Here is an 18226-nt window from a genome sequence, read left to right on the forward strand (position 1 = left end):
TGTCTCAGGGTCGGATTCCAGGGTCGGGTCGGGGCCGTTCCCCGATGTGCCAGGGGTCGGTCACGGGCGAACATCGAGCCATGACGAACAGCGTGTACACCCCCCAGTCCACCAAGAAGCTCTACCGCAGCCGGACCGACAAGATGCTCGCGGGCGTCGCCGGCGGCTGGGCCGCCTACCTCGGCGTCGACGCCGCGATCCTGCGCATCGCCCTCGTGGCGGGCGTCTTCTTCACCGCCGGATTCGCGATCCCGCTCTACGCCGCCGCGTGGCTCCTGACTCCGGAGCAGCCGGGCGAATCCTGATCGTTGGCGGACGTCGCGCGCAGGGGACGCGGCGTCCGCCATCGGGGGCAGGGGGATGGAAGAAGGGCCCGGACATGGGGATGTCCGGGCCCTTTCCGTCGTTCTGCCGCGAAATCACGGCAGCACCGTTACACTTCCCTTGCCTTTGTCACAGGGAGCGGAAGCGGGGGCCTCCATGGCCGACAATTATCTCAGCCTCAGCGAGTACAAGCGGATGCTGGAGGACGCGCTGAACGACTTCCACCAGGCGCTCACCAAGCGCTGGATGGAAGACGCCGTCGACGCCATGGCGAGTCTCTCGCCCGCCGTCCCGTGCTCGGCGGAACCCTGGGCCTGGCAGTGGCACGTCGAATCGTACGGCCATCTGTCGCACGGCGAAGACGAGTGCGGATACCTCACGTGGGTCGAGGACGGGATGCCCGGCCACTACAAGGACGTCCACTGCGACGGCTGGAACCCGCAGACCCAGAAGAAGGTCGAGTGCCATGTCGAACGGAACCTGGCCCAGATCGAACGGCTGGCCTGGAACCGGCGCCAAGAGGTCGCCAAGTTCGTCCCCCAGCTGGAGGGGCCTGATCTCGCGAAGCTAGAAGCCGCCCACAACACGTTCCTGAACGTCGCCGGCAACCTCGGCTTCCAGGACAAGAACGGGCGGGTGACCGAGCTGCTCGGGCAGGGCGCGGTCGTCCAGAACGTCGAGTGGCTGGACGGGGCGACCAGCGGGGACGAGGACTGGTTCATCGAGTGGACCGGGCTCGCCGCGAAGTCCTTCAGGGACGGGTTCTTCGCCTCGATCGCGCCGACCATGCTGAACCAGTCGCTCATCCTCGCCAGCCTCTCCACCTTGTACTCCACGCGCGCCGCGACGATCCAGGCGACCCGGCTCAACATCGTCAAACGGCTCAACGTGGCCACCAAGAAACTGGACGAAAAGGTCACCCTCAAGGTCTTCACCGCGGACTCGATCCTGAGCAAGATCGATCGGGCGAGCGCGATCCACGGGATCGTGAGCAACCTGCTGTCCGCGGGGGCGAAACTCAGCAAGGTCGTGAAGACCGTCGACGAGGCGGGCGGGAAGATTCTCGGCCCGGCGGGCGCCGTCTTGACCCTGGCAGGCTTCGTCGGCGGGATCATCGAGGGACTCACCGTCGAGCAGAACGCCGCGTCACTCCAGGACATCCTGCAGGGGCTCACCACTTCGCTCCAGGACGAACACAACGCGTTGAGCGGCCTCGAGTCCGACTTCGGCGGGGACGTGATGGCTCTGCAGAAGGCGATCGCGGGGGTGCACAGCTACAACCTCGAACTGTACGACCTCACCGCGAACACGCTGCCGAACGTGACCGACCGCGCGAAGTACAAGGGGATCAGGGTCGAGGTCCACTTCCTCCTGCGGGTGGCGCAAACCTGCTTCGAGGCGGCCGAAAGCTATTCGGCGCAGCTGCGGATCCTCGCCGAGGCCGACCGCGCCGACCGGCACCTCGCGGGCCGCGACGAACAGACGTGCACGGGCGACGACTCGACCTTGGAGATCCGCGACGCCGTCGAGCAGTTCATGAGGACGAGCTGCGCCCGGTTCCTGCTCGCCGGCGAGCAGCTCCGAAAGGCCGCCGAAGCCTACGCGAAAACGGACGGCGAGCTGTCGGACGATCTCAAGAAGATGTTCGCGGAGTGGGAAGACGCCACCAAGGGCAGGAACAAGATCGACCCCAATCCGGAGACGGTCGAAAGGGAGAACCCGACGAAGGAAGCGGCCGGAACCGACCGGACCAACCTCGAACCGAGGAAGCCTTCGGAGCCGACCTCCGTCGACCCGTACGAGAAGGACCGCCGTCAGCAAGGCGCCAAGTACTCGGTGGACGGGCAACGCTAGACCGCGTCACGCGGGTGGCCGCTGGGCTACGGGACGCCAGGCGCCACTCACGAGGCTCTCGCTACGGGACGCCAGGCACGCGGCCCCACCATGCGGTGTTGCGAAAGCCACTTTCGCAACCTTGAAGGTTGCGAAAGTGGCTTTCGCAACACCGCCCGCCTTTCCGCCGGAGCACACCGGAGCCCGGCCCTCGCTTCCCGGCAAAGGAAAAGCCCGGACGCGCGAGGCGCGTCCGGGCTTTCCGGTGTTGAGGGCTCGAACTCAGAAGTCCATGCCACCCATGCCACCGGACGGGTCGGCGGGAGCGGCCGAGGCCTTCTCCGGCTTGTCCGCCACGACGGCTTCGGTGGTCAGGAACAGCGCCGCGATGGAAGCGGCGTTCTGCAGCGCGGAGCGGGTGACCTTCGTGGGGTCCGGCACGCCGGCGGCGAGCAGGTCCTCGTAGACACCGGTGGCGGCGTTGAGGCCGTGACCCTGCGGGAGGGACTTGACCTTCTCCGCCACGACGCCGCCTTCGAGGCCGGCGTTGATCGCGATCTGCTTGAGCGGCGCCTCGACGGCGACCTTGACGATGTTGGCACCAGTGGCCTCGTCGCCCTCGAGCTTCAGACCGGCGAAGGCGGCCTCGGCGGCCTGGATGAGAGCGACGCCACCACCGGCGACGATGCCCTCTTCGACGGCGGCCTTGGCGTTGCGCACTGCATCTTCGATGCGGTGCTTGCGCTCCTTCAGCTCGACCTCGGTGGCGGCACCGGCCTTGATGACGGCCACGCCGCCGGCCAGCTTCGCCAAACGCTCCTGGAGCTTCTCCCGGTCGTAGTCCGAGTCCGAGTTGTCGATCTCGGCGCGGATCTGGTTGACGCGACCCTGGATCTGGTCGGCGTCGCCCGCACCCTCGACGATGGTGGTCTCGTCCTTGGTGATGACGGCCTTGCGCGCCTTGCCCAGCAGGGAAAGGTCCGCGTTCTCCAGCTTGAGGCCGACGTCCTCGGAGATGACCTGGCCACCGGTCAGGATCGCGATGTCCTGCAGGATCGCCTTGCGGCGGTCACCGAAGCCAGGCGCCTTGACGGCGACGGACTTGAAGGTGCCGCGCATCTTGTTGACGATCAGGGTGGCCAGGGCCTCGCCCTCGACGTCCTCGGCGATGATCAGCAGCGGCTTGCCGGACTGGATGACCTTCTCCAGCAGCGGCAGGACGTCCTTGACGGTGGAGATCTTGGAACCGAAGAGGAGGACGTACGGGTCCTCGAGCTCGGCTTCCTGACGCTCCGGGTCGGTCACGAAGTAACCGGAGATGTAGCCCTTGTCGAAGCGCATACCCTCGGTGAGCTCCAGCTCGAGCCCGAAGGTGTTGCTCTCCTCGACGGTGACGACGCCTTCCTTGCCGACCTTGTCCAGCGCCTCGGCGATGAGCTCGCCGATGGTGCGGTCCGCGGCGGAGATCGACGCGGTGGCGGCGATCTGCTCCTTGGTCTCGATCTGGACGGCGGCCTTGTGCAGCTGCTCGGTGATGGCCTCGACGGCCGCCTCGATGCCGCGCTTCAGGCTGATCGGGTCGGCCCCGGCGGCGACGTTGCGCAGACCCTCGCGGACGAGAGCCTGGGCGAGCACGGTGGCGGTGGTGGTGCCGTCACCCGCGACGTCGTCGGTCTTCTTGGCAACTTCCTTGACGAGCTCGGCCCCGATCTTCTCCCACGGGTCCTCGAGCTCGATCTCCTTGGCGATGGAGACACCGTCGTTGGTGATCGTCGGCGCGCCCCACTTCTTTTCGAGCACGACGTTCCGGCCCCGCGGGCCGAGGGTCACCTTGACGGCTTCGGCGAGGATGTTCAAGCCGCGCTCAAGACCGCGGCGGGCGTCCTCGTCGAACGCGATCAGTTTGGCCATTGCGGTGTGGTCCTCCGGTATTGGGCGCCGCCGCACGCCTGCTACAGCGCGGCGGCAGGACTCTTCCTCGGCCAGGCTCGGTGCCCGCGACGGACGACCCACCCGATCAAGGGTGCGGCCTCACCGTCCCGACCTTCAGGCGAGCGGTCGGTGACCGCCTGCCTGGCACTCGACGGCGTCGAGTGCCAATGCCGTGTTTAGCACTCTCCAGGGTCGAGTGCAAGAACCGCAGGTCAGCGGGGTGCCGTCTCAGTTGCTCGGCTTGATCGAGATCGACGTCGGCGGAGCCTTGGCCGACGACCCGGGGGCCTGCGACTCCGAGTTGCCGGGGCCGACCGGGATGTTCGGCGCGGTGGTCTGCGGGCCGTTGCCGCTGCTCGAGTCGCCGAAGATCAGGATGGCGGCCACGATCGCGCCCGCGACCACGAGGACGCCGACGATGATCCAGATCCACTTGGCGCCGCCGCCCTTCTTGGGCTGCTGCTGGAACCCGCCCTGCTGCGGCGGCGGACCGTAACCGGGGGGCGGGCCCTGCTGGAAGCCACCCTGCTGCTGGAACCCGCCTTGCTGCGGCGGCGGGCCATAGCCAGGAGGCGGACCCTGCTGATAGCCGCCCTGCTGGAAGCCACCCTGCTGAGGCGGGGGCCCGTAGCCGGGCGGCGGTCCCTGAGGCGGCGGCCCCTGCGGTCCCGGCCCCTGCTGGCCGTAGCCGGGCTGCTGTCCTCCGTACGGGTGCACGGGGCCTCCCTCTCCCTGTGGCGGCGTGTTCTGCCGCGGCGGTACCGCCGCCTGCTGGACGGTCGCGGCCGCCTGCCCTGGCGGACCCGGAGGCTCGTTCGAAGCCGCGAGCGGACCCAGGGCACGCCTGGCGGCCGCGATCATCTCAACACAGTTGGGGTAGCGATCGGCGGGATTCTTCGCCATTCCCTTGCGGACGACCTCGTCGATCCCGGCGGGTACGCCGACGATCCGCGAGATGGCCGGGGGTTCGCCGTTCAGATGCCCTTTGATGACGGTCTGCACGTCGCCCTTGAAGGGCGGGCTGCCGGTCAGGCAGGCATAGAGGACACAGGTGAGCGCGTACTGGTCGGTGCGGCCGTCGAGCGGCTCGCCGCGCAGGTGCTCGGGGGCCGCGTAGGTGGGCGAGCCGAGGAAGTCGCCGCCGCGGGTCCGGTGGCCGGTGGCGCCGCGGCGGGTGAGGCCGAAGTCGGCGACGTAGACGTGCTCGCGCGAAGTCTCCTTGCTGGTGACCAGGACGTTGGCCGGTTTGACGTCGAGGTGCACGAGCCCCCGGTTGTGCAGGGTGTCGAGCGCGTCCGCGACCTGGTCGAGCATGGTCAGCGTGCGGACGGGCGCGATCGGGCCGCCGGAGATCAGCCCGGCGAGGTCCCCGCCGTCGACCATCCGCATGGCGATGTAGAGCATGCCTTCGAGCTCGCCGAAGTCGTACAAGGGCACGACGTTGGCATGGTCGATCGCGGACGTGTTCCGCGCCTCGTCGACGAAGCGTTCGCGGAACTCGGCGTCGGCCCCGAGGTGATCACCGATGACCTTCAGTGCCACCTTGCGTCCGAGCCGCACGTCCGTGGCCTTGTAGGTCACGCTCATGCCGCCCTTGCCGAGCACACCGTCGATGCGGTAGTTGCCCAGCCGGCGACCGGTCAGGTCCCCCGACTCATCGCCTGTCACGCAGCGCAGCCTAACGCGCCAGTTCCCGAGGCTGCCGGGGGTCGTCCGAAGTTCCCTAGGAGACCTTGCGTACGTCTGCCGCCTGACTCCGCCCGTCACGGCCGGACTGGACCTCGAATTCCACGCGATCGCCCTCGTCGAGCGTCCGGAATCCATCGGCCTGAATGGCCGAGTAGTGGACGAAGACGTCGGGCCCTTCAGTGGATTCGATGAATCCGTAGCCCTTTTCCGAGTTGAACCATTTGACGGTGCCGACTGCCACGGCGCCCTCCCTCAGCACGGGACCCGCCGGCCTCGTCTGCCCCGGACGGCGGTTTGGAGTGCAGTTCACGCTACCCGAATTACCGGCGGCGGCAATGCTCAATTCGTCCCAAGGTCACCCGCGAGAAAGCCGCCTATTGCGTGCTTGCACAAGGACGCGTCCTGGTCCTGCGAAGTCGAGCGCGAGCCCTTCGCCGGTGCGGACCGACTGCGGACCGGACTGGTCGACGGCGCGCAGACGGCACTGCACGGTGTCCGGGTAGGCCAGCAGGAAGTCCGGCCGCACGGTGACGAGTTCGCCGGCGGTGAGCTCGAAGGCGTCGACAGGGCCTTGGGCAGCCAGCACGAGCGGGCCGCTTCCGCTGTAGTGCTCCAGGAAACCGGAATCGGCGCCGAAGAGCTTCTGCAGTGGCGCCCAGCCGGGGTCCTGCCGGATGGTCGCCGGCCGGGCGAGGATCGCGTCCCGGCTGACGCACCAGCCCGCGCCGCCGGTGAATTCCAGCGGGTAGACGTCTCCGGCGGTCAGCGGCGCGAAGTCGATCCAGCCGCCGCCCTCGGGCGCGTTGAACACCGACGGCGCGGTCTTGCCCGCACGGGAGCCGCCGCGTGCGGGCACGGTTTCGGTGATGCCGAAACTGCTGGCCAGCATGGTGTCCCCGGCGGCCTGGACGGCCTCGCCGGGGGACAGCAGCACGCGTGCGACCCCAAAGTTCGGGGTGTGCCTGGTCTGGATCCGCATGCGGTCAGCGGGAGGGAACCTGGGCGATCACCCAGGCGGACAGCGCCGACGGGTTGCGGGTCTGGGTGAGTAGCTGGCCCGGCCCGGCGAAGTCGAAGACGAGGCCTTCACCGCTCTTCATCGACTGGATGACACCGGTGGCGACCTTGCGGATCTGGTACTGCACGGTGTCGGCGAACGCGACGACGTGCCCGGTGTCGATGGTGATGACCTCGCCCTGCTGGAGGGTGACGGTCTCCAGCGCGCCGTAGCAGGCCACGACCAGCGGGCCCTGCCCCGTCGCGTGCGTCAGGAAGCCGCCCTCGCCGCCGACGAGGTTCTTGAGCCCGCCCCATTTGGTCTCGGTCTGCACGCTGTGGGAGGACGCGAGCCACGAGCCGCGGGTGACGCACCAGCCGGTGCGGCCGTCGAGGTTGATGACCTGCATGTCGCCGGGCAGGTTCGCGGCGACGTCGACCCAGCCGCCGTTCTGCGGGGCGGTGTAGGTGGAGATGAAGAAGGACTCGCCGGAGAGGAATGCGCGGCCGAGGCCTTTCATGATGCCGCCCTGCGCCTGGGACTGGACCTGCACGCCGTAGCTCGTCGCCATCATCGCGCCGGACTCGACCTGCGCCGGTTCCCCTGGCGCGAGCATGAGCCTCGCCACCGCGAACGATGGCTGGTGACGGATCTGAACCTGCATGTCTTCTTCTCCCCGGTGGTTCGTTGTGACGCGCAGAGTGTTGCATGCGGGGCCCGAGGCGGGAGGATGGTCCGCGTGATCTCCGTCGACGCCCACCGTGAGACCGTCACCGGCCTGCTCGGAAACGCCCCCGTCATCCGCCTTCCGCTCGCTTCCGCCGCCGGGCTCGTCCTGGCCGAAGACGTGCACGCGGGAGTTTCGCTGCCGCCGTTCGACAACTCCGCGATGGACGGTTACGCCGTCCGCGCCGAGGACGTCGCGGAAACGCCGGTGACGCTGCCGGTCGCCGACGACATCCCCGCGGGCCGGGTCGAGATCGGGAAACTGGAACCGGGGACCGCGCACCGGATCATGACCGGCGCGCCGTTGCCGCCCGGCGCCGACGCGGTGGTGATGGTGGAGCACACGGACGGCGGCGTGACGGACGTCCGGATCCTCAGGACGGCCGTCCTGGACGCGCACATCCGGCGCCGGGGCGAAGACGTCGTCAAGGGCACGGTGGCGCTTTCGGCGGGGACGGTGCTGGGTCCGGCGCAACTGGGCCTCGCGGCGGCCGTCGGGCTCGCCGAGGTCCCCGTGTTCAGGCCGGTGAAGGTGCTCGTCGTGTCCACCGGAACCGAACTCGTCGACGCGCCGGAACCCTTGCGGCACGGGCAGATCTACGAGTCGAACAGCATCATGCTGGCGTCCGCGATCCGCGCGCTCGGCTGCGAGGCCGAGGTCGTGCGCAGTGTCGTCGACGACGTGGACGAGTTCCGCGCGGTGATCGAGCCCCGGCTGGCGGACGTGGATCTGCTGGTGACCTCGGGCGGGGTCAGCGCGGGCGCGTACGAAGTGGTGAAGGACGCGCTGACCGGACAGGGCGTGGAGTTCCGGAAGATCGCGATGCAGCCGGGCGGGCCGCAGGGCTGCGGACGGTGGAACGGCGTGCCGGTGGTGACACTGCCGGGGAACCCGGTGAGCGTGCTCGTCTCGTTCGAAGCGTTCCTGCGGCCGGCGCTGCTCGCGGCGATGGGGCACACCGGTGTCGACCGGCAGCAGGTGCGGGCCCGGCTGACCGAGGCGATGAAGTCCCCCGCCGGGCGCCGTCAGTTCCGGCGGGGCTTCTACACGCATTCCGAAGGTGAGGTCACCGGGATCGTCGGACCTCGTGGCGGGCCGGGATCGCATCTGCTCGCGTCGTTCACACAGGCGAACTGCCTGATCGTGTTGCCGGAGGACGTCGACTCGGTCGAGCAGGGCGACGAGGTGGACGTCCTGCTGCTGTGACGTCCGCCGGGAAGTCCCGGCACCGGCCGATCGGCGTGAACAGCAGGGCGAAGACGGCGACGACCTCGAGCCCGGCCATCAGTCCCAGTGTCTGCCGCACGCCGGCGGTCTCCCCGAGGATCCCGCCGAGCAGACCGCCGAGCGCGATCGCGCCGAAGCTGAGCACGGACATGCTCGCCGTGACCCGGCCGAACATCGCCGCCGGGACGTAACGCTGTTTGAAGGTGGCGTTGAGGACGTTCGAGCCGACGACCCCGGCGCTGAGCGAGAACCCGGCGGCGACGAAGAAGGCGAGTCCCCAGCCGCCGTTCGCCAGCGGGCCCAACAGCATCATCAACGCCCCGAAACCCTCGCAGAGCACGAAAGCACGCGCGGTGCCGATCCGCGCCGCGAGTTTGCCGGACAGCGCGGCGCCGAAAACGCCGCCCGCGCCGACGAGCGCGAGGACCAGCCCGACGGCGCCAGGGCCCACCCCGAGGTCGCGGGCGAGGAACACGACCTCGATCGACTGGTAGCCCATGAGCGCGACGTTCGAGACCGCGCCGAAGAGCGCGAAGACGCGCAAGTACCGGTCATGGACGACGAAAGCGAGGCCTTCGCGGATCTCGTCCCGCAGCCGCGAGCGCGTCCCTGCCGGGCGCTTGGGCTCGCGGTACCGGATGGATCGCAGGCACAGCACCGAAATTCCGAAACTGACGGCGTCGGCGAGCACTCCGGTGACCGCGCCGAAGCCTTGTGCCAGCAGACCGGCGAGACCGGGTCCGCCGATCTGCGCGGCGGATTCACTGCCCTGCAGCTTTTCGTTCGCCTCCTGAAGCTGCTCCTTGTCGACCAGCGAAGGCAAGTACGCGCGGTACGCGACGTTGAAGAAGACCTTCGCGACCCCGCCCGCCAGGGCGACCACGAGCAACTGGGTCATCGTGAGCAGGCCGAACCAGGCGGCGACCGGGACGCTCAGGAACACCACCATGGAGAAGGTGTTGCACGCCAGCATGATCGGCTGTTTCGGCCATCGGTCGACCCAGGCACCGGCGGGCAGGCCGATCAGCAGCCACGGCAGCCAGGCGGCCGCGGTCAGCAGGCCGACCGCGAACGTGCTCGCCTGCAGGGTGACCACCGCGACCAGCGGCAGCGCGACGACGGCGATGGAGCTGCCGAGCACACTGGTCGTCTCACCGGTCCACAGCAGCCGGAAATCACGGGAGCGCAGCAATCCGCCGCGTTCGCGGACGCTCACGGCCGGGCCGGGACGGCTCGGGTGGCGATGAAGACGGGACGGCGTTCCTGGCCGTCGTCGGGGATCTCACGGGCGCTGTAGGACTTGATCAGCTCGAGGACCTTCTGTTCGAGCTCGGCCAGTTCGGCGACGGACAGCTTCGCCCAGCTGTCGGTGGCGAAGGCGGCCCGATGCCACTCCTCGGGGTAGCTCTCGCGTTCGGCGAACCATTGGCGTGCCACGGAGACCTGATGTTCGAGAGCGAGGGATTCGGCGGCGGCCGCGACCGGGTCGTCGGGGAAGTCCGACGGCGACCAGGAAACCGCGTAGCTCACGCGGCGCCACCAGCGCTCGCGCCGGTCGCGGGCGAGTTCCGGCACTTCCTCGACCAGGTCGCTGGCGGCGAGCACCTTCAGATGGTGACTGACGTTCCCGACCGCCTGCCCGGTCCGCTCGGCGAGCACGGATGCCGTGCACGGGCCGTCGAGCCGGAGGACGTCGAGCAGGCGGCGCCGCAGCGGATGCGACATCGCGGCGAGCACCTTCGAATCGTGGACTTCGTGGACTTCGCGGTCGGCCATAACGCACAACAGTAGTTGCACAAGAGATCTTGTACAAGTGCCCTTGCGCGCTACTCCATCCGCGTCGGTAGCCTCGGGGTATGGGTTTCTTCTCGTGGATCGTGTTCGGCGCCATCGCCGGGTGGCTGGCCAATGTCGTGGTGGGCGGCCCGAACCGGCGGAGCGGCTGCCTGTTCAGCATCCTGATCGGCGTGCTCGGCGCGGCGCTGGGCGGTTTCATCTACCGGCTCGCGACGGGTACCGAGCGGTCGTTCGAGTTCGACTTCCCCAGCTTCGGCGTCGCCATTCTCGGCTCGATCGTGCTGCTCGCCCTGTTGCGGCTGGTGCGTGGCGGCCGGGACGACTCTTATCACCGATGACCAGCGGAGTAACCGTTGGTAACGGTTTACTTGCGACAGGTGATCATCGGCGTCTGTCGCACTAGAGTGGGACGTTCGCTCAGTTTCAGTGGCCGCGTCCGGGTGCATGTGCCGTCGGGGGGCATATGCATCCGGACGCTCGCGCCTCGGCGATGAGCGAGGCGGCGCGGACGGGGTCGACGAGCGAAGGCATGGGCGCCGCCGAGATGTCCCTCTTCCAGGCTCGGAACAGCTCGGCGAGTCGCTCGCCTGCGGGGTCCGGGCTGGCGGGCATTCGCGGGTCCTCAAGGTCGATGATCGGCATCAATTACCTAGAGTTATCGCGTATTTCCACCTTCCGTTACCGGGATGTGGTGCCTCCCACCCTGGCCGGGGAAACCCTTCCGGGGGAGGCCACGGCCCGGCCCCGGACAGGGCGGTAGCGTGGTGGCTCTTCCTGTCCCGACCCCCCGACACGAACTGCGGTGAACCCGACCAATGAGCGGCAACCGGCCGGAAGCCACTGGTAACCCCCTCGCGCACGCCGTGAAGCTGGCCCGCGAGACCGTTCCGCCGATGCACCCGGCCGGCAGGCCGTTCGTGTTCGGCGGTCTCGCCGCGACGCTGGTGCTGCGGAGGTTCTCCAAGCGCCTCGGTGTCGTCGGCGCGCTCGCGACGGCCGCCACGGCGGCGTTCTTCCGTGAGCCCAAGCGTGTCCCGCCCGCCCAGTCCGGCCTCGCGGTCGCGTCGGCGGACGGTCTGGTCTCGCTGATCGAAGAGGCCGTGCCGCCGCCCGAGCTGGGGCTGCCCGCCGAACCGCGGATGCGGGTGAGCGTGTTCCTGTCGGTGTTCGACGTGCACGTCCAGCGGATCCCGGCGTCGGGCGTGATCGAGCGGGTCGCGTACCGGCCGGGGAAGTTCCTGTCCGCGGACCTGGACAAGGCGAGCGAGGACAACGAGCGCAACTCCGTGCTCATGCGCACCGAAGACGGTCACGAGCTCGTCGTGGTGCAGATCGCCGGCCTGGTGGCGCGGCGCATCCTCTGTGAGATCCGCGAGGGTGACAAGGTCGGCGTCGGCGCGACGTACGGCATCATCCGCTTCGGCTCGCGAGTCGACCTGTACCTGCCGCCGGGCAGCAAGGTCCTCGTCTCGAAGGGCCAGCGCACGATCGGCGGCGAGACCCCGATCGCCGAGCTGCCCTCGGCGCCGCACTCGGAAGGCTGATCCATGGTCCGCGTGACCACTCCCGGCGTGCGGCTGCTGCCGAACGCCATCACGGTGCTCGCCCTGTGCGCCGGTCTTTCGTCGGTGCAGTTCGCGCTGATCGGCAACTATCCGATGGCGATCGCGTCGATCGGGATCGCCGCGGTGCTCGACAGTCTGGACGGCCGGATCGCGCGGCTGCTGGACGCGACGTCGAAGATGGGGCAGGAGCTCGACTCGCTGTCCGACGGCATCTCGTTCGGTGTCGCGCCCGCGCTGGTGCTGTACGTCTGGCATGCGGAGGGCGAGCGGATCGGCTGGGTGGCGTCGCTGATCTTCGCGGTCTGCATGATCTTGCGGCTGGCGCGGTTCAACACGCTGATCGAGGACACCGAGCAGCCGCCGTACGCGGGCGAGTTCTTCGTCGGTGTGCCCGCGCCCGCCGGTGGCCTGCTGGCGATGCTGCCGCTGATCCTGGAGCTGCAGTTCGGGCAGGGCTGGTGGTCTCATCAGTACACGGTGTGGGTGTGGACGATCGCCGTCGCCACGCTGCTGATCAGCCGGATCCCGACACTTTCGCTGAAGACGGTGAAGGCACCGGCGAAGGCCATCGCGCCGCTGCTGGTCGGCGTGGGCCTGCTGGCCGCCGCGATCATCCAGTTCCCGCTGATGGCGCTGGCGATCGCGCTGGTGCTGTACCTGGCGCACATCCCGTACTCGGTGTACCGGCAACGCTGGCTGGCCGGTCATCCGGAGGCGTGGATGGCGCCGCCGCGGGAACGGCGTGCGATCCGGCGTTCTTCGAGCCGCCGACGGCTGGGCCTGCGCCCGCCGCTGCGGCGCGTCGTGGCAGGCGCCGCTCAGCGCGTCCGGCTGCAACGAGGCGAACAGCACGTCGCGCGCACTCCGCGCACCCTCACCGACAAGGACCGGGACGGCACCCGTGGCCCGCGTCGCCGCTCATGGCGGCGGATCGGCCTCCGGAAGCGCTGATCCGCGGTTATCGAGGCCATGGCGGACCCTCGGACTGAGACCGCGACGGTGAAGGAATCAGGACACTCAACGTCCCAAATCCTTCACCGTCGATTCCGGCGCCCGCGCCACCTTCGCGCAGGTCAGGTACAGGTAGGCAAATGCCGGTCCGCCCTGAGACACCCCACGTGACCCCCCACCCGTCCCTGGGGGACGGCCCCGCGCCCAGCGTATCGGGCCCCCCTGACGGGACCGGGGGAAACGGGGGCGTGGGGCGGGGGTTGTCCACAAGTGGGTGACTCTGTGGACAACCTGGGGACAAACGCGAATACCGCTCACCCGGCCGCCGGGTCCCGCATGTCGCGAAAGCCACTTTCGGGACGTCAGGTGTCGCGAAAGTGGCTTTCGCGACACCTGCCCAGGAGCGCGACCCCCCCCCGGAAGCTCAGCGCACCGAAGCGCGCAGGCCGCCGATCACCAGGTCCAGTTGGAATTCGAAGTCCTGCAGGCAGTCGCCGTCCAGCAGTGACGGCAGCGCCCGGTGCAGCGAGGGCAGCGCGTCCGCCGTCACCGATCGCTGGAACCACGCCACCACCGGCTCGGCCCGCTCCACATCCGAAACATCCGAAGCATTCGAAGCATCAGGAACACCGGAGAGCCCCACCGTCTCGGTCAGCACCGCGCCGAACACCAGCCCGATCAGCGATCGGTAGCCCCGCGCGGCGCCGCGCTCGTCCAGCCCCGCGTCCAGCAGCGCCGAGAACGTCGCGTCGATGAACTTCAGCGAGCCCGCCGAACGCGGATTCGCCGCATCGGTCGCCAGCGCCCGCACCACCACCGGATGCCGCGAAAACGCCGTGTACAAGCCATGCGTGAGTGCCCGGAGCCGCTCGTCCCAAGGCCCTGGCCCCGGAAGCGGCACACTCTCGAAGACCCGCGCGGTCAGCCCGTCGAGCAGGTCCCCCTTGTTCGCGACGTGGTTGTAGAGCGACATCGCCTCTACGCCGACGTCGGCGGCCAGCTTCCGCATCGACAATCCGGCCAGCCCGTGTTCGCCCGCCAGCCGCAACGCGGCGTCGAGCACCTTCTCCCTGCTCAGCGCCATGTGTCCCAGTTTACCGCCACCCCCTTACGCCGTAAGTACTTACATCGTATGCTTACGTCGTAAGTCACCTGGAGGGATGTCATGGACACCGAAACGCTGCTCACCACCACCCGCTCGGTCCGCCGCAAACTCGACCTCGACCGGCCGGTCGAAGAAGGAGTGCTCGAAGACTGCGTTCGCGTCGCGCAGCAGGCGCCCGCCGCCGGAATCCTGCTCGACGCCCAGCGCTGGGTGATCGTCCGCGACCCGGCGCTGCGCGCGGAAATCGCGAAGATCGTCCGCGCCGAGGCGATCCCGACCATGGCGAAGTACGGCCACCTCACGACCGAGGCCGTCATGCGGTCGGCCCGCCACCTCGTCGACAACCTCGGACGCGTCCCGGCTCTCGCGATCCCTTGCATGATCGGCCGCCCGCCGGAGGATCCCGTCGTCCAGAACGGTTACTACGGCTCGGTGTACCCAGGGATCTGGAGCTTCCAGCTCGCGCTGCGCGCGAAGGGGCTCGGCAGCTCGATGTGCGCGTACCACCTGCCCGCGCGCGAAGCCGAAGTCGCGGAGCTGCTCGGGATCCCCGGCGACGTCGCGCAGATCAGCCTGCTCGCCGTCGCGTACACGACCCAGCGCGACTTCTCCCCGGCCGCCCGGCGACCCGCCGGTGAGATCCTGTCCTTCGACCGCTGGGAACGGCCCGCGTAGATAGGGTGGCGGGGTGAGCGCACCCCAGATCACGCTGACCGTCCGGCACACCCCGTCCGCTTTGGACTCCCGCCGCGGCGTCGTCCGGCTGCACCCCGAAGTCCTCGACGCGCTCGGCCTGATGGCCTGGGACGCCGTCCGCCTCACCGGCGCGCGGGTCAGTTCCGCGCTGGCCGCCCCGTCGGAGGCGGAGGGGATCCCCGGCGTGATCCTCCTCGACGACGTCACGATGTCGAACCTCGGCGTGACCGAGGGTTCGGAGGTGGTCGTCGCACCGGCGGAGGTGTCGGGGGCGAAGACGGTCACCGTGTCGGGTTCTCGGATGGCGAGCGTGTCGCTCTCCCCGCATACCCTGCGGCTCGCGCTGATCGGCAAGGTGCTGACCGTCGGCGACGCCGTTTCCCTGCTCCCCCAAGATCTCGCGCCCCCGCCGGGCTCCGACGTCCCCGCGGTCCGCGGCCAGCTTTCCCGCGCCATCGGCATGACGTGGACGAACGAGCTGCTCACCGTCACCGCCACCGAGCCGTCGGGACCGGTGGCCGTCGGACCGTCCACTGTGGTCAGCTGGCGCGGCGGCGCCCGCACCGGCGAGGCCGAGCCCGCCGCCGCTCCGGCCCGTGCCGGGACGGCGCTGGTCCGCAGCGCACCCGCCACCCCGCACGAGGATTTCATCGACGCCGAGATCGTCGAAGACGAGCAGATCGACGAGGTCGCCGAGGAATCCGTGCCGCCGCTGTCGGATCTCGCCGGCTCCGAATCGGCCGCGCGCAAGCTCGCCGAATGGTTCGACCTGGCCTTCCACCGCCCGGAACTGCTGGCCAAACTCGGTACGTCGGCGCATCTCGGGGTACTGCTGTCCGGTCCGGAAGGCGTCGGGAAGGCGACGCTGGTCCGCGCCGTGGCCCAGGCCGAGAAGGTGCGGGTGGTGTCGCTCGCGGCGCCGAACATCGCCGTTCTCGACCCGAACGTGGCCGCCGCGCGGCTGCGCGAGGCGATCGAAAAGGCCACCCGCGACGAAGACCCCGCCGTCCTGCTGATCACCGACATCGACGCGCTGCTGCCCGCTTCCCAGCCGCCCCCGCTGGCGACGGTCGTCCTCGACGACCTGCGCAAGGCGTTGCGCAGCAAGGGTTTCGCCGTCATCGCCACCACCGGCCGGGCCGAGTCCGCCGATCCGAGGCTGCGCGCCGCCGACCTGCTCGACCGTGAACTCGGCCTGCCGCTCCCGGACGCGAAGACCCGCACGGAACTGCTGCGCGTGCTCCTGCGTGAAGCCCCGCTGGAGTCCGGCGTCGACGTCGGGCCGATCGCCGAACGGACCCCCGGCTTCGTGGCCGCCGACCTCATCGCGCTCCGCCGCGACGCCGCCCTCCGTGCCGCGCTGCGGCAGCGTGAGGTCGACGAGCCGCGGATCTCCCAGCAGGACCTGCTCGACGCGCTGACCACCGTCCGCCCCATCTCGATGTCCACTTCGGACAATCTGGCCACCGGCGGGCTGACCCTCGACGACGTCGGCAACATGACCGACGTCAAGCAGTCGCTCACCGAGGCGGTGCTGTGGCCGCTGCGCTACCCGGACTCGTTCGCCCGCCTCGGCGTCGACCCGCCGCGCGGCGTGCTGCTGTACGGACCGCCCGGCGGCGGCAAGACGTTCCTGGTCCGCGCGCTCGCAGGCACCGGCGCGCTGAACGTCTTCGCGGTCAAGGGCGCCGAACTGATGGACAAATGGGTCGGCGAGTCCGAGCGCGCGGTGCGGGAACTGTTCCGCCGCGCCGCCGAGGCCGCGCCGTCGCTGATCTTCCTCGACGAGATCGACGCGCTCGCCCCGCGCCGAGGCCAGTCCTCGGACTCCGGCGTGTCGGACCGGGTCGTCGCGGCCCTGCTGACCGAATTGGACGGTGTCGAGCCGATGCGTGAGGTCGTCGTGCTCGGTGCGACGAACCGGCCGGAACTGGTCGACCCGGCCCTGCTGCGGCCGGGACGCCTGGAGCGCCGCGTCTACGTCCCGCCGCCGGACGCGCACGCGCGTGAGGCGATCCTGGCCGCGAGCGCCAAGAACACACCGCTGGCGTCCGATGTGGACCTCGCGGCGTATGCGGCCACTTTGGACGGTTACTCGGCGGCGGACTGCGCGGCGCTGATCCGGGAGGCCGCGCTGACCGCGATGCGGGAGTCACTGGAAGCCAAGGAGGTCACCGCCGCGCATCTGACGAGGGCGGCGGAGACGGTGCGGCCGTCGCTCGACCCGGCCCAGCTCGCGGCTCTGGAGGCTTACGCGCAGAACCAGGCGTGAAGTACATGAAGGCCCCCTTCCTTGCGATAGGCGCAAGGAAGGGGCCTTCATGTACTGCTAGGAGCCGCCGTTCTTGTCGTTGGTGTCGTACTCCTTGGTGAGGATCACGATCACGCCGGGGGCGGCGTTTTGAATTCCCTCGAACCTCGGCTGAGCCTCGATGCCGAACTCCAGCGCCAACGCCTTCGCTGCGGCCTCCTCGTCGGTGCCGGGCCGGAAGTAGGCCGCGGACTTCGGGAGCTTGCCCTGGTGGGGGCCGACTTCGGTGACGTTCCAGCCGGAGGCGCGGAAGTCGTTCGCGGCCCGCTCGGCGAGGCCCTGGATCATGCTGTTGTTGTAGACGCGCACCGTCACCCACTTGTGCGACGCCTGCTGGTCGCCACCCGGCTGGCCCGGACCGGGCTTGCCGGTCTGGCCTGGCTGACCCGGCTGGCTCCCCGGCGGCGCGGAGCTCGCGGGCGCGCTCGACGGCGGCGCCGACGAGGCGGGTGGTGAGCTGGCCGGAGGCGAACCGGGCGCCGGGGACGACGGCGGGGTCGCGCCGTCCGAGGTCGTGGGCTGCGTACCGGGCGGCGTTGCCGTGTCCGAATCACCGCCGCCGCTGGTCAGGGTGATTCCGCCGATCACGGCGGCGATCACGGCGACACCGACCAAGGCCAATCCGGCGGCCTTCATCGGCCGGGACAGACCCGAAAACAGACTCATGAGAGATCGATCCCCAGTCGCCGGGCCGCGCGATTGCGCTGCCGGGCCGCTCGCGTCTTGCGCAGGCGCTTGACCAGCATCGGGTCGGCCTGCATGGCTTCGGTCTTCTCGAGCAGCCGGTTCAGCAACTGGTAGTAGCGTGTCGACGACATCGAGAAGCGTTCACGGATGGCCTGTTCTTTCGCGCCGGCGTACTTCCACCACTGACGTTCGAACGCGAGCATGTCGAGCTCGCGCTCGCTGAGGCCGTTCACGGTCTCCGACGGGGACGGCTGGTCGGACTCGGCCATCGACTCCGCGGCGTCCATTCCGACTCCTCGCAATCAGGTCAGTGCTCGGCGGCGTGAAACCACAGGCTTGTCATTCCGCGGCGCCATTAGACCACGGATCCGGCGCCCGGCCTCGG

General features: G+C 69.4%; 18 protein-coding genes. 8 read left to right on the top strand and 10 right to left on the bottom strand.

The genetic code is table 11. From position 1 onward, the window contains the following. Positions 1-80: 80 nt before the first annotated feature. Together AMYAL_RS0113710 and AMYAL_RS0113715 are read left to right on the top strand one after the other, a co-directional pair. Positions 81-305, top strand: a complete 225-nt coding sequence (locus AMYAL_RS0113710; RefSeq protein ID WP_020631880.1) for a PspC domain-containing protein — start codon at positions 81-83, stop codon at positions 303-305. 175 nt (positions 306-480) lie between these two features. Beyond that, positions 481-2178, top strand: a complete 1698-nt coding sequence (locus AMYAL_RS0113715; protein ID WP_020631881.1) for a hypothetical protein — start codon at positions 481-483, stop codon at positions 2176-2178. Positions 2179-2439: 261 nt separating this feature from the next. Here the strand turns inward: AMYAL_RS0113715 and groL are convergent, their stop codons facing one another. The 5 genes from groL to AMYAL_RS0113740 form a co-directional block, all read right to left on the bottom strand. Continuing rightward, positions 2440-4068 carry a chaperonin GroEL gene (gene groL / locus AMYAL_RS0113720; protein ID WP_020631882.1) on the bottom strand — a complete coding sequence of 543 codons (1629 nt, stop codon included), beginning with the start codon at positions 4066-4068 and terminating at the stop codon, positions 2440-2442. Between the two features lie 249 nt (positions 4069-4317). After that, positions 4318-5757: a serine/threonine-protein kinase gene (locus tag AMYAL_RS0113725; RefSeq protein ID WP_020631883.1), complete on the bottom strand. Its 1440-nt coding sequence runs from the start codon at positions 5755-5757 to the stop codon at positions 4318-4320. Between the two features lie 55 nt (positions 5758-5812). Continuing rightward, a complete protein-coding gene (locus AMYAL_RS0113730) occupies positions 5813-6019 on the bottom strand; it encodes a cold-shock protein (protein WP_005164266.1) in 207 nt (68 codons plus the stop codon). Between the two features lie 114 nt (positions 6020-6133). After that, positions 6134-6757, bottom strand: a complete 624-nt coding sequence (locus AMYAL_RS0113735) for an AIM24 family protein (protein ID WP_020631884.1) — start codon at positions 6755-6757, stop codon at positions 6134-6136. Positions 6758-6761: 4 nt separating this feature from the next. Then, the gene (locus AMYAL_RS0113740; RefSeq protein WP_005164262.1) at positions 6762-7439 is read right to left on the bottom strand and encodes a TIGR00266 family protein; all 678 of its coding nucleotides are present in this window, start codon (positions 7437-7439) and stop codon (positions 6762-6764) included. A 75-nt stretch (positions 7440-7514) separates the two neighbouring features. Here AMYAL_RS0113740 and moeA point away from each other — a divergent pair, with 75 nt between their 5' ends. Next, positions 7515-8708 (top strand): molybdopterin molybdotransferase MoeA, encoded by a 1194-nt coding sequence (gene moeA, locus AMYAL_RS0113745; RefSeq protein WP_020631885.1) that lies wholly within the window; start codon positions 7515-7517, stop codon positions 8706-8708. Here moeA and AMYAL_RS0113750 read toward each other — a convergent pair. After that, positions 8623-9945: an MFS transporter gene (locus tag AMYAL_RS0113750; protein WP_020631886.1), complete on the bottom strand. Its 1323-nt coding sequence runs from the start codon at positions 9943-9945 to the stop codon at positions 8623-8625. The two genes, moeA and AMYAL_RS0113750, sit on opposite strands and share 86 nt — an antisense overlap. Continuing rightward, positions 9942-10505, bottom strand: a complete 564-nt coding sequence (locus tag AMYAL_RS0113755; RefSeq protein ID WP_020631887.1) for a winged helix-turn-helix domain-containing protein — start codon at positions 10503-10505, stop codon at positions 9942-9944. The genes AMYAL_RS0113750 and AMYAL_RS0113755 overlap by 4 nt, the downstream gene beginning before the upstream one ends. A gap of 80 nt (positions 10506-10585) precedes the next feature. Between AMYAL_RS0113755 and AMYAL_RS0113760 the strand changes: the two genes are divergently transcribed. The 3 genes from AMYAL_RS0113760 to pssA all read left to right on the top strand — a co-directional run bounded on the left by AMYAL_RS0113760 (position 10586) and on the right by pssA (position 13042). Next, positions 10586-10864, top strand: coding sequence for a GlsB/YeaQ/YmgE family stress response membrane protein (locus AMYAL_RS0113760; protein WP_020631888.1), 279 nt, complete (start codon positions 10586-10588; stop codon positions 10862-10864). Positions 10865-11341: 477 nt separating this feature from the next. Further along, on the top strand, positions 11342-12070 hold the full coding sequence (locus AMYAL_RS0113770; RefSeq protein WP_020631890.1) for a phosphatidylserine decarboxylase: 729 nt from the start codon (positions 11342-11344) through the stop codon (positions 12068-12070). A 3-nt stretch (positions 12071-12073) separates the two neighbouring features. Then, positions 12074-13042: a CDP-diacylglycerol--serine O-phosphatidyltransferase gene (gene pssA / locus AMYAL_RS0113775; RefSeq protein WP_020631891.1), complete on the top strand. Its 969-nt coding sequence runs from the start codon at positions 12074-12076 to the stop codon at positions 13040-13042. Between the two features lie 424 nt (positions 13043-13466). Here pssA and AMYAL_RS0113780 read toward each other — a convergent pair whose 3' ends face one another. Next, positions 13467-14126 (bottom strand): TetR/AcrR family transcriptional regulator C-terminal domain-containing protein, encoded by a 660-nt coding sequence (locus AMYAL_RS0113780; protein WP_020631892.1) that lies wholly within the window; start codon positions 14124-14126, stop codon positions 13467-13469. Positions 14127-14207: 81 nt separating this feature from the next. Between AMYAL_RS0113780 and AMYAL_RS0113785 the strand changes: the two genes are divergently transcribed. Then, complete coding sequence (locus AMYAL_RS0113785) at positions 14208-14822, top strand: nitroreductase family protein (RefSeq protein WP_020631893.1); 615 nt, start codon at positions 14208-14210, stop codon at positions 14820-14822. A 13-nt stretch (positions 14823-14835) separates the two neighbouring features. Then, positions 14836-17115: an AAA family ATPase gene (locus AMYAL_RS0113790; protein WP_020631894.1), complete on the top strand. Its 2280-nt coding sequence runs from the start codon at positions 14836-14838 to the stop codon at positions 17113-17115. Between the two features lie 57 nt (positions 17116-17172). Here AMYAL_RS0113790 and AMYAL_RS0113795 read toward each other — a convergent pair whose 3' ends face one another. Together AMYAL_RS0113795 and AMYAL_RS0113800 are read right to left on the bottom strand one after the other, a co-directional pair. Further along, positions 17173-17820, bottom strand: a complete 648-nt coding sequence (locus AMYAL_RS0113795) for a LytR C-terminal domain-containing protein (protein WP_020631895.1) — start codon at positions 17818-17820, stop codon at positions 17173-17175. After that, a complete protein-coding gene (locus AMYAL_RS0113800) occupies positions 17817-18128 on the bottom strand; it encodes a DUF3263 domain-containing protein (RefSeq protein ID WP_020631896.1) in 312 nt (103 codons plus the stop codon). Before AMYAL_RS0113800 ends, AMYAL_RS0113795 begins: the two co-directional genes overlap by 4 nt. Between the last annotated feature and the right edge of the window lie 98 nt (positions 18129-18226).

The sequence above is a fragment of the Amycolatopsis alba DSM 44262 genome (genome assembly GCF_000384215.1).
GTDB lineage: Bacteria > Actinomycetota > Actinomycetes > Mycobacteriales > Pseudonocardiaceae > Amycolatopsis > Amycolatopsis alba.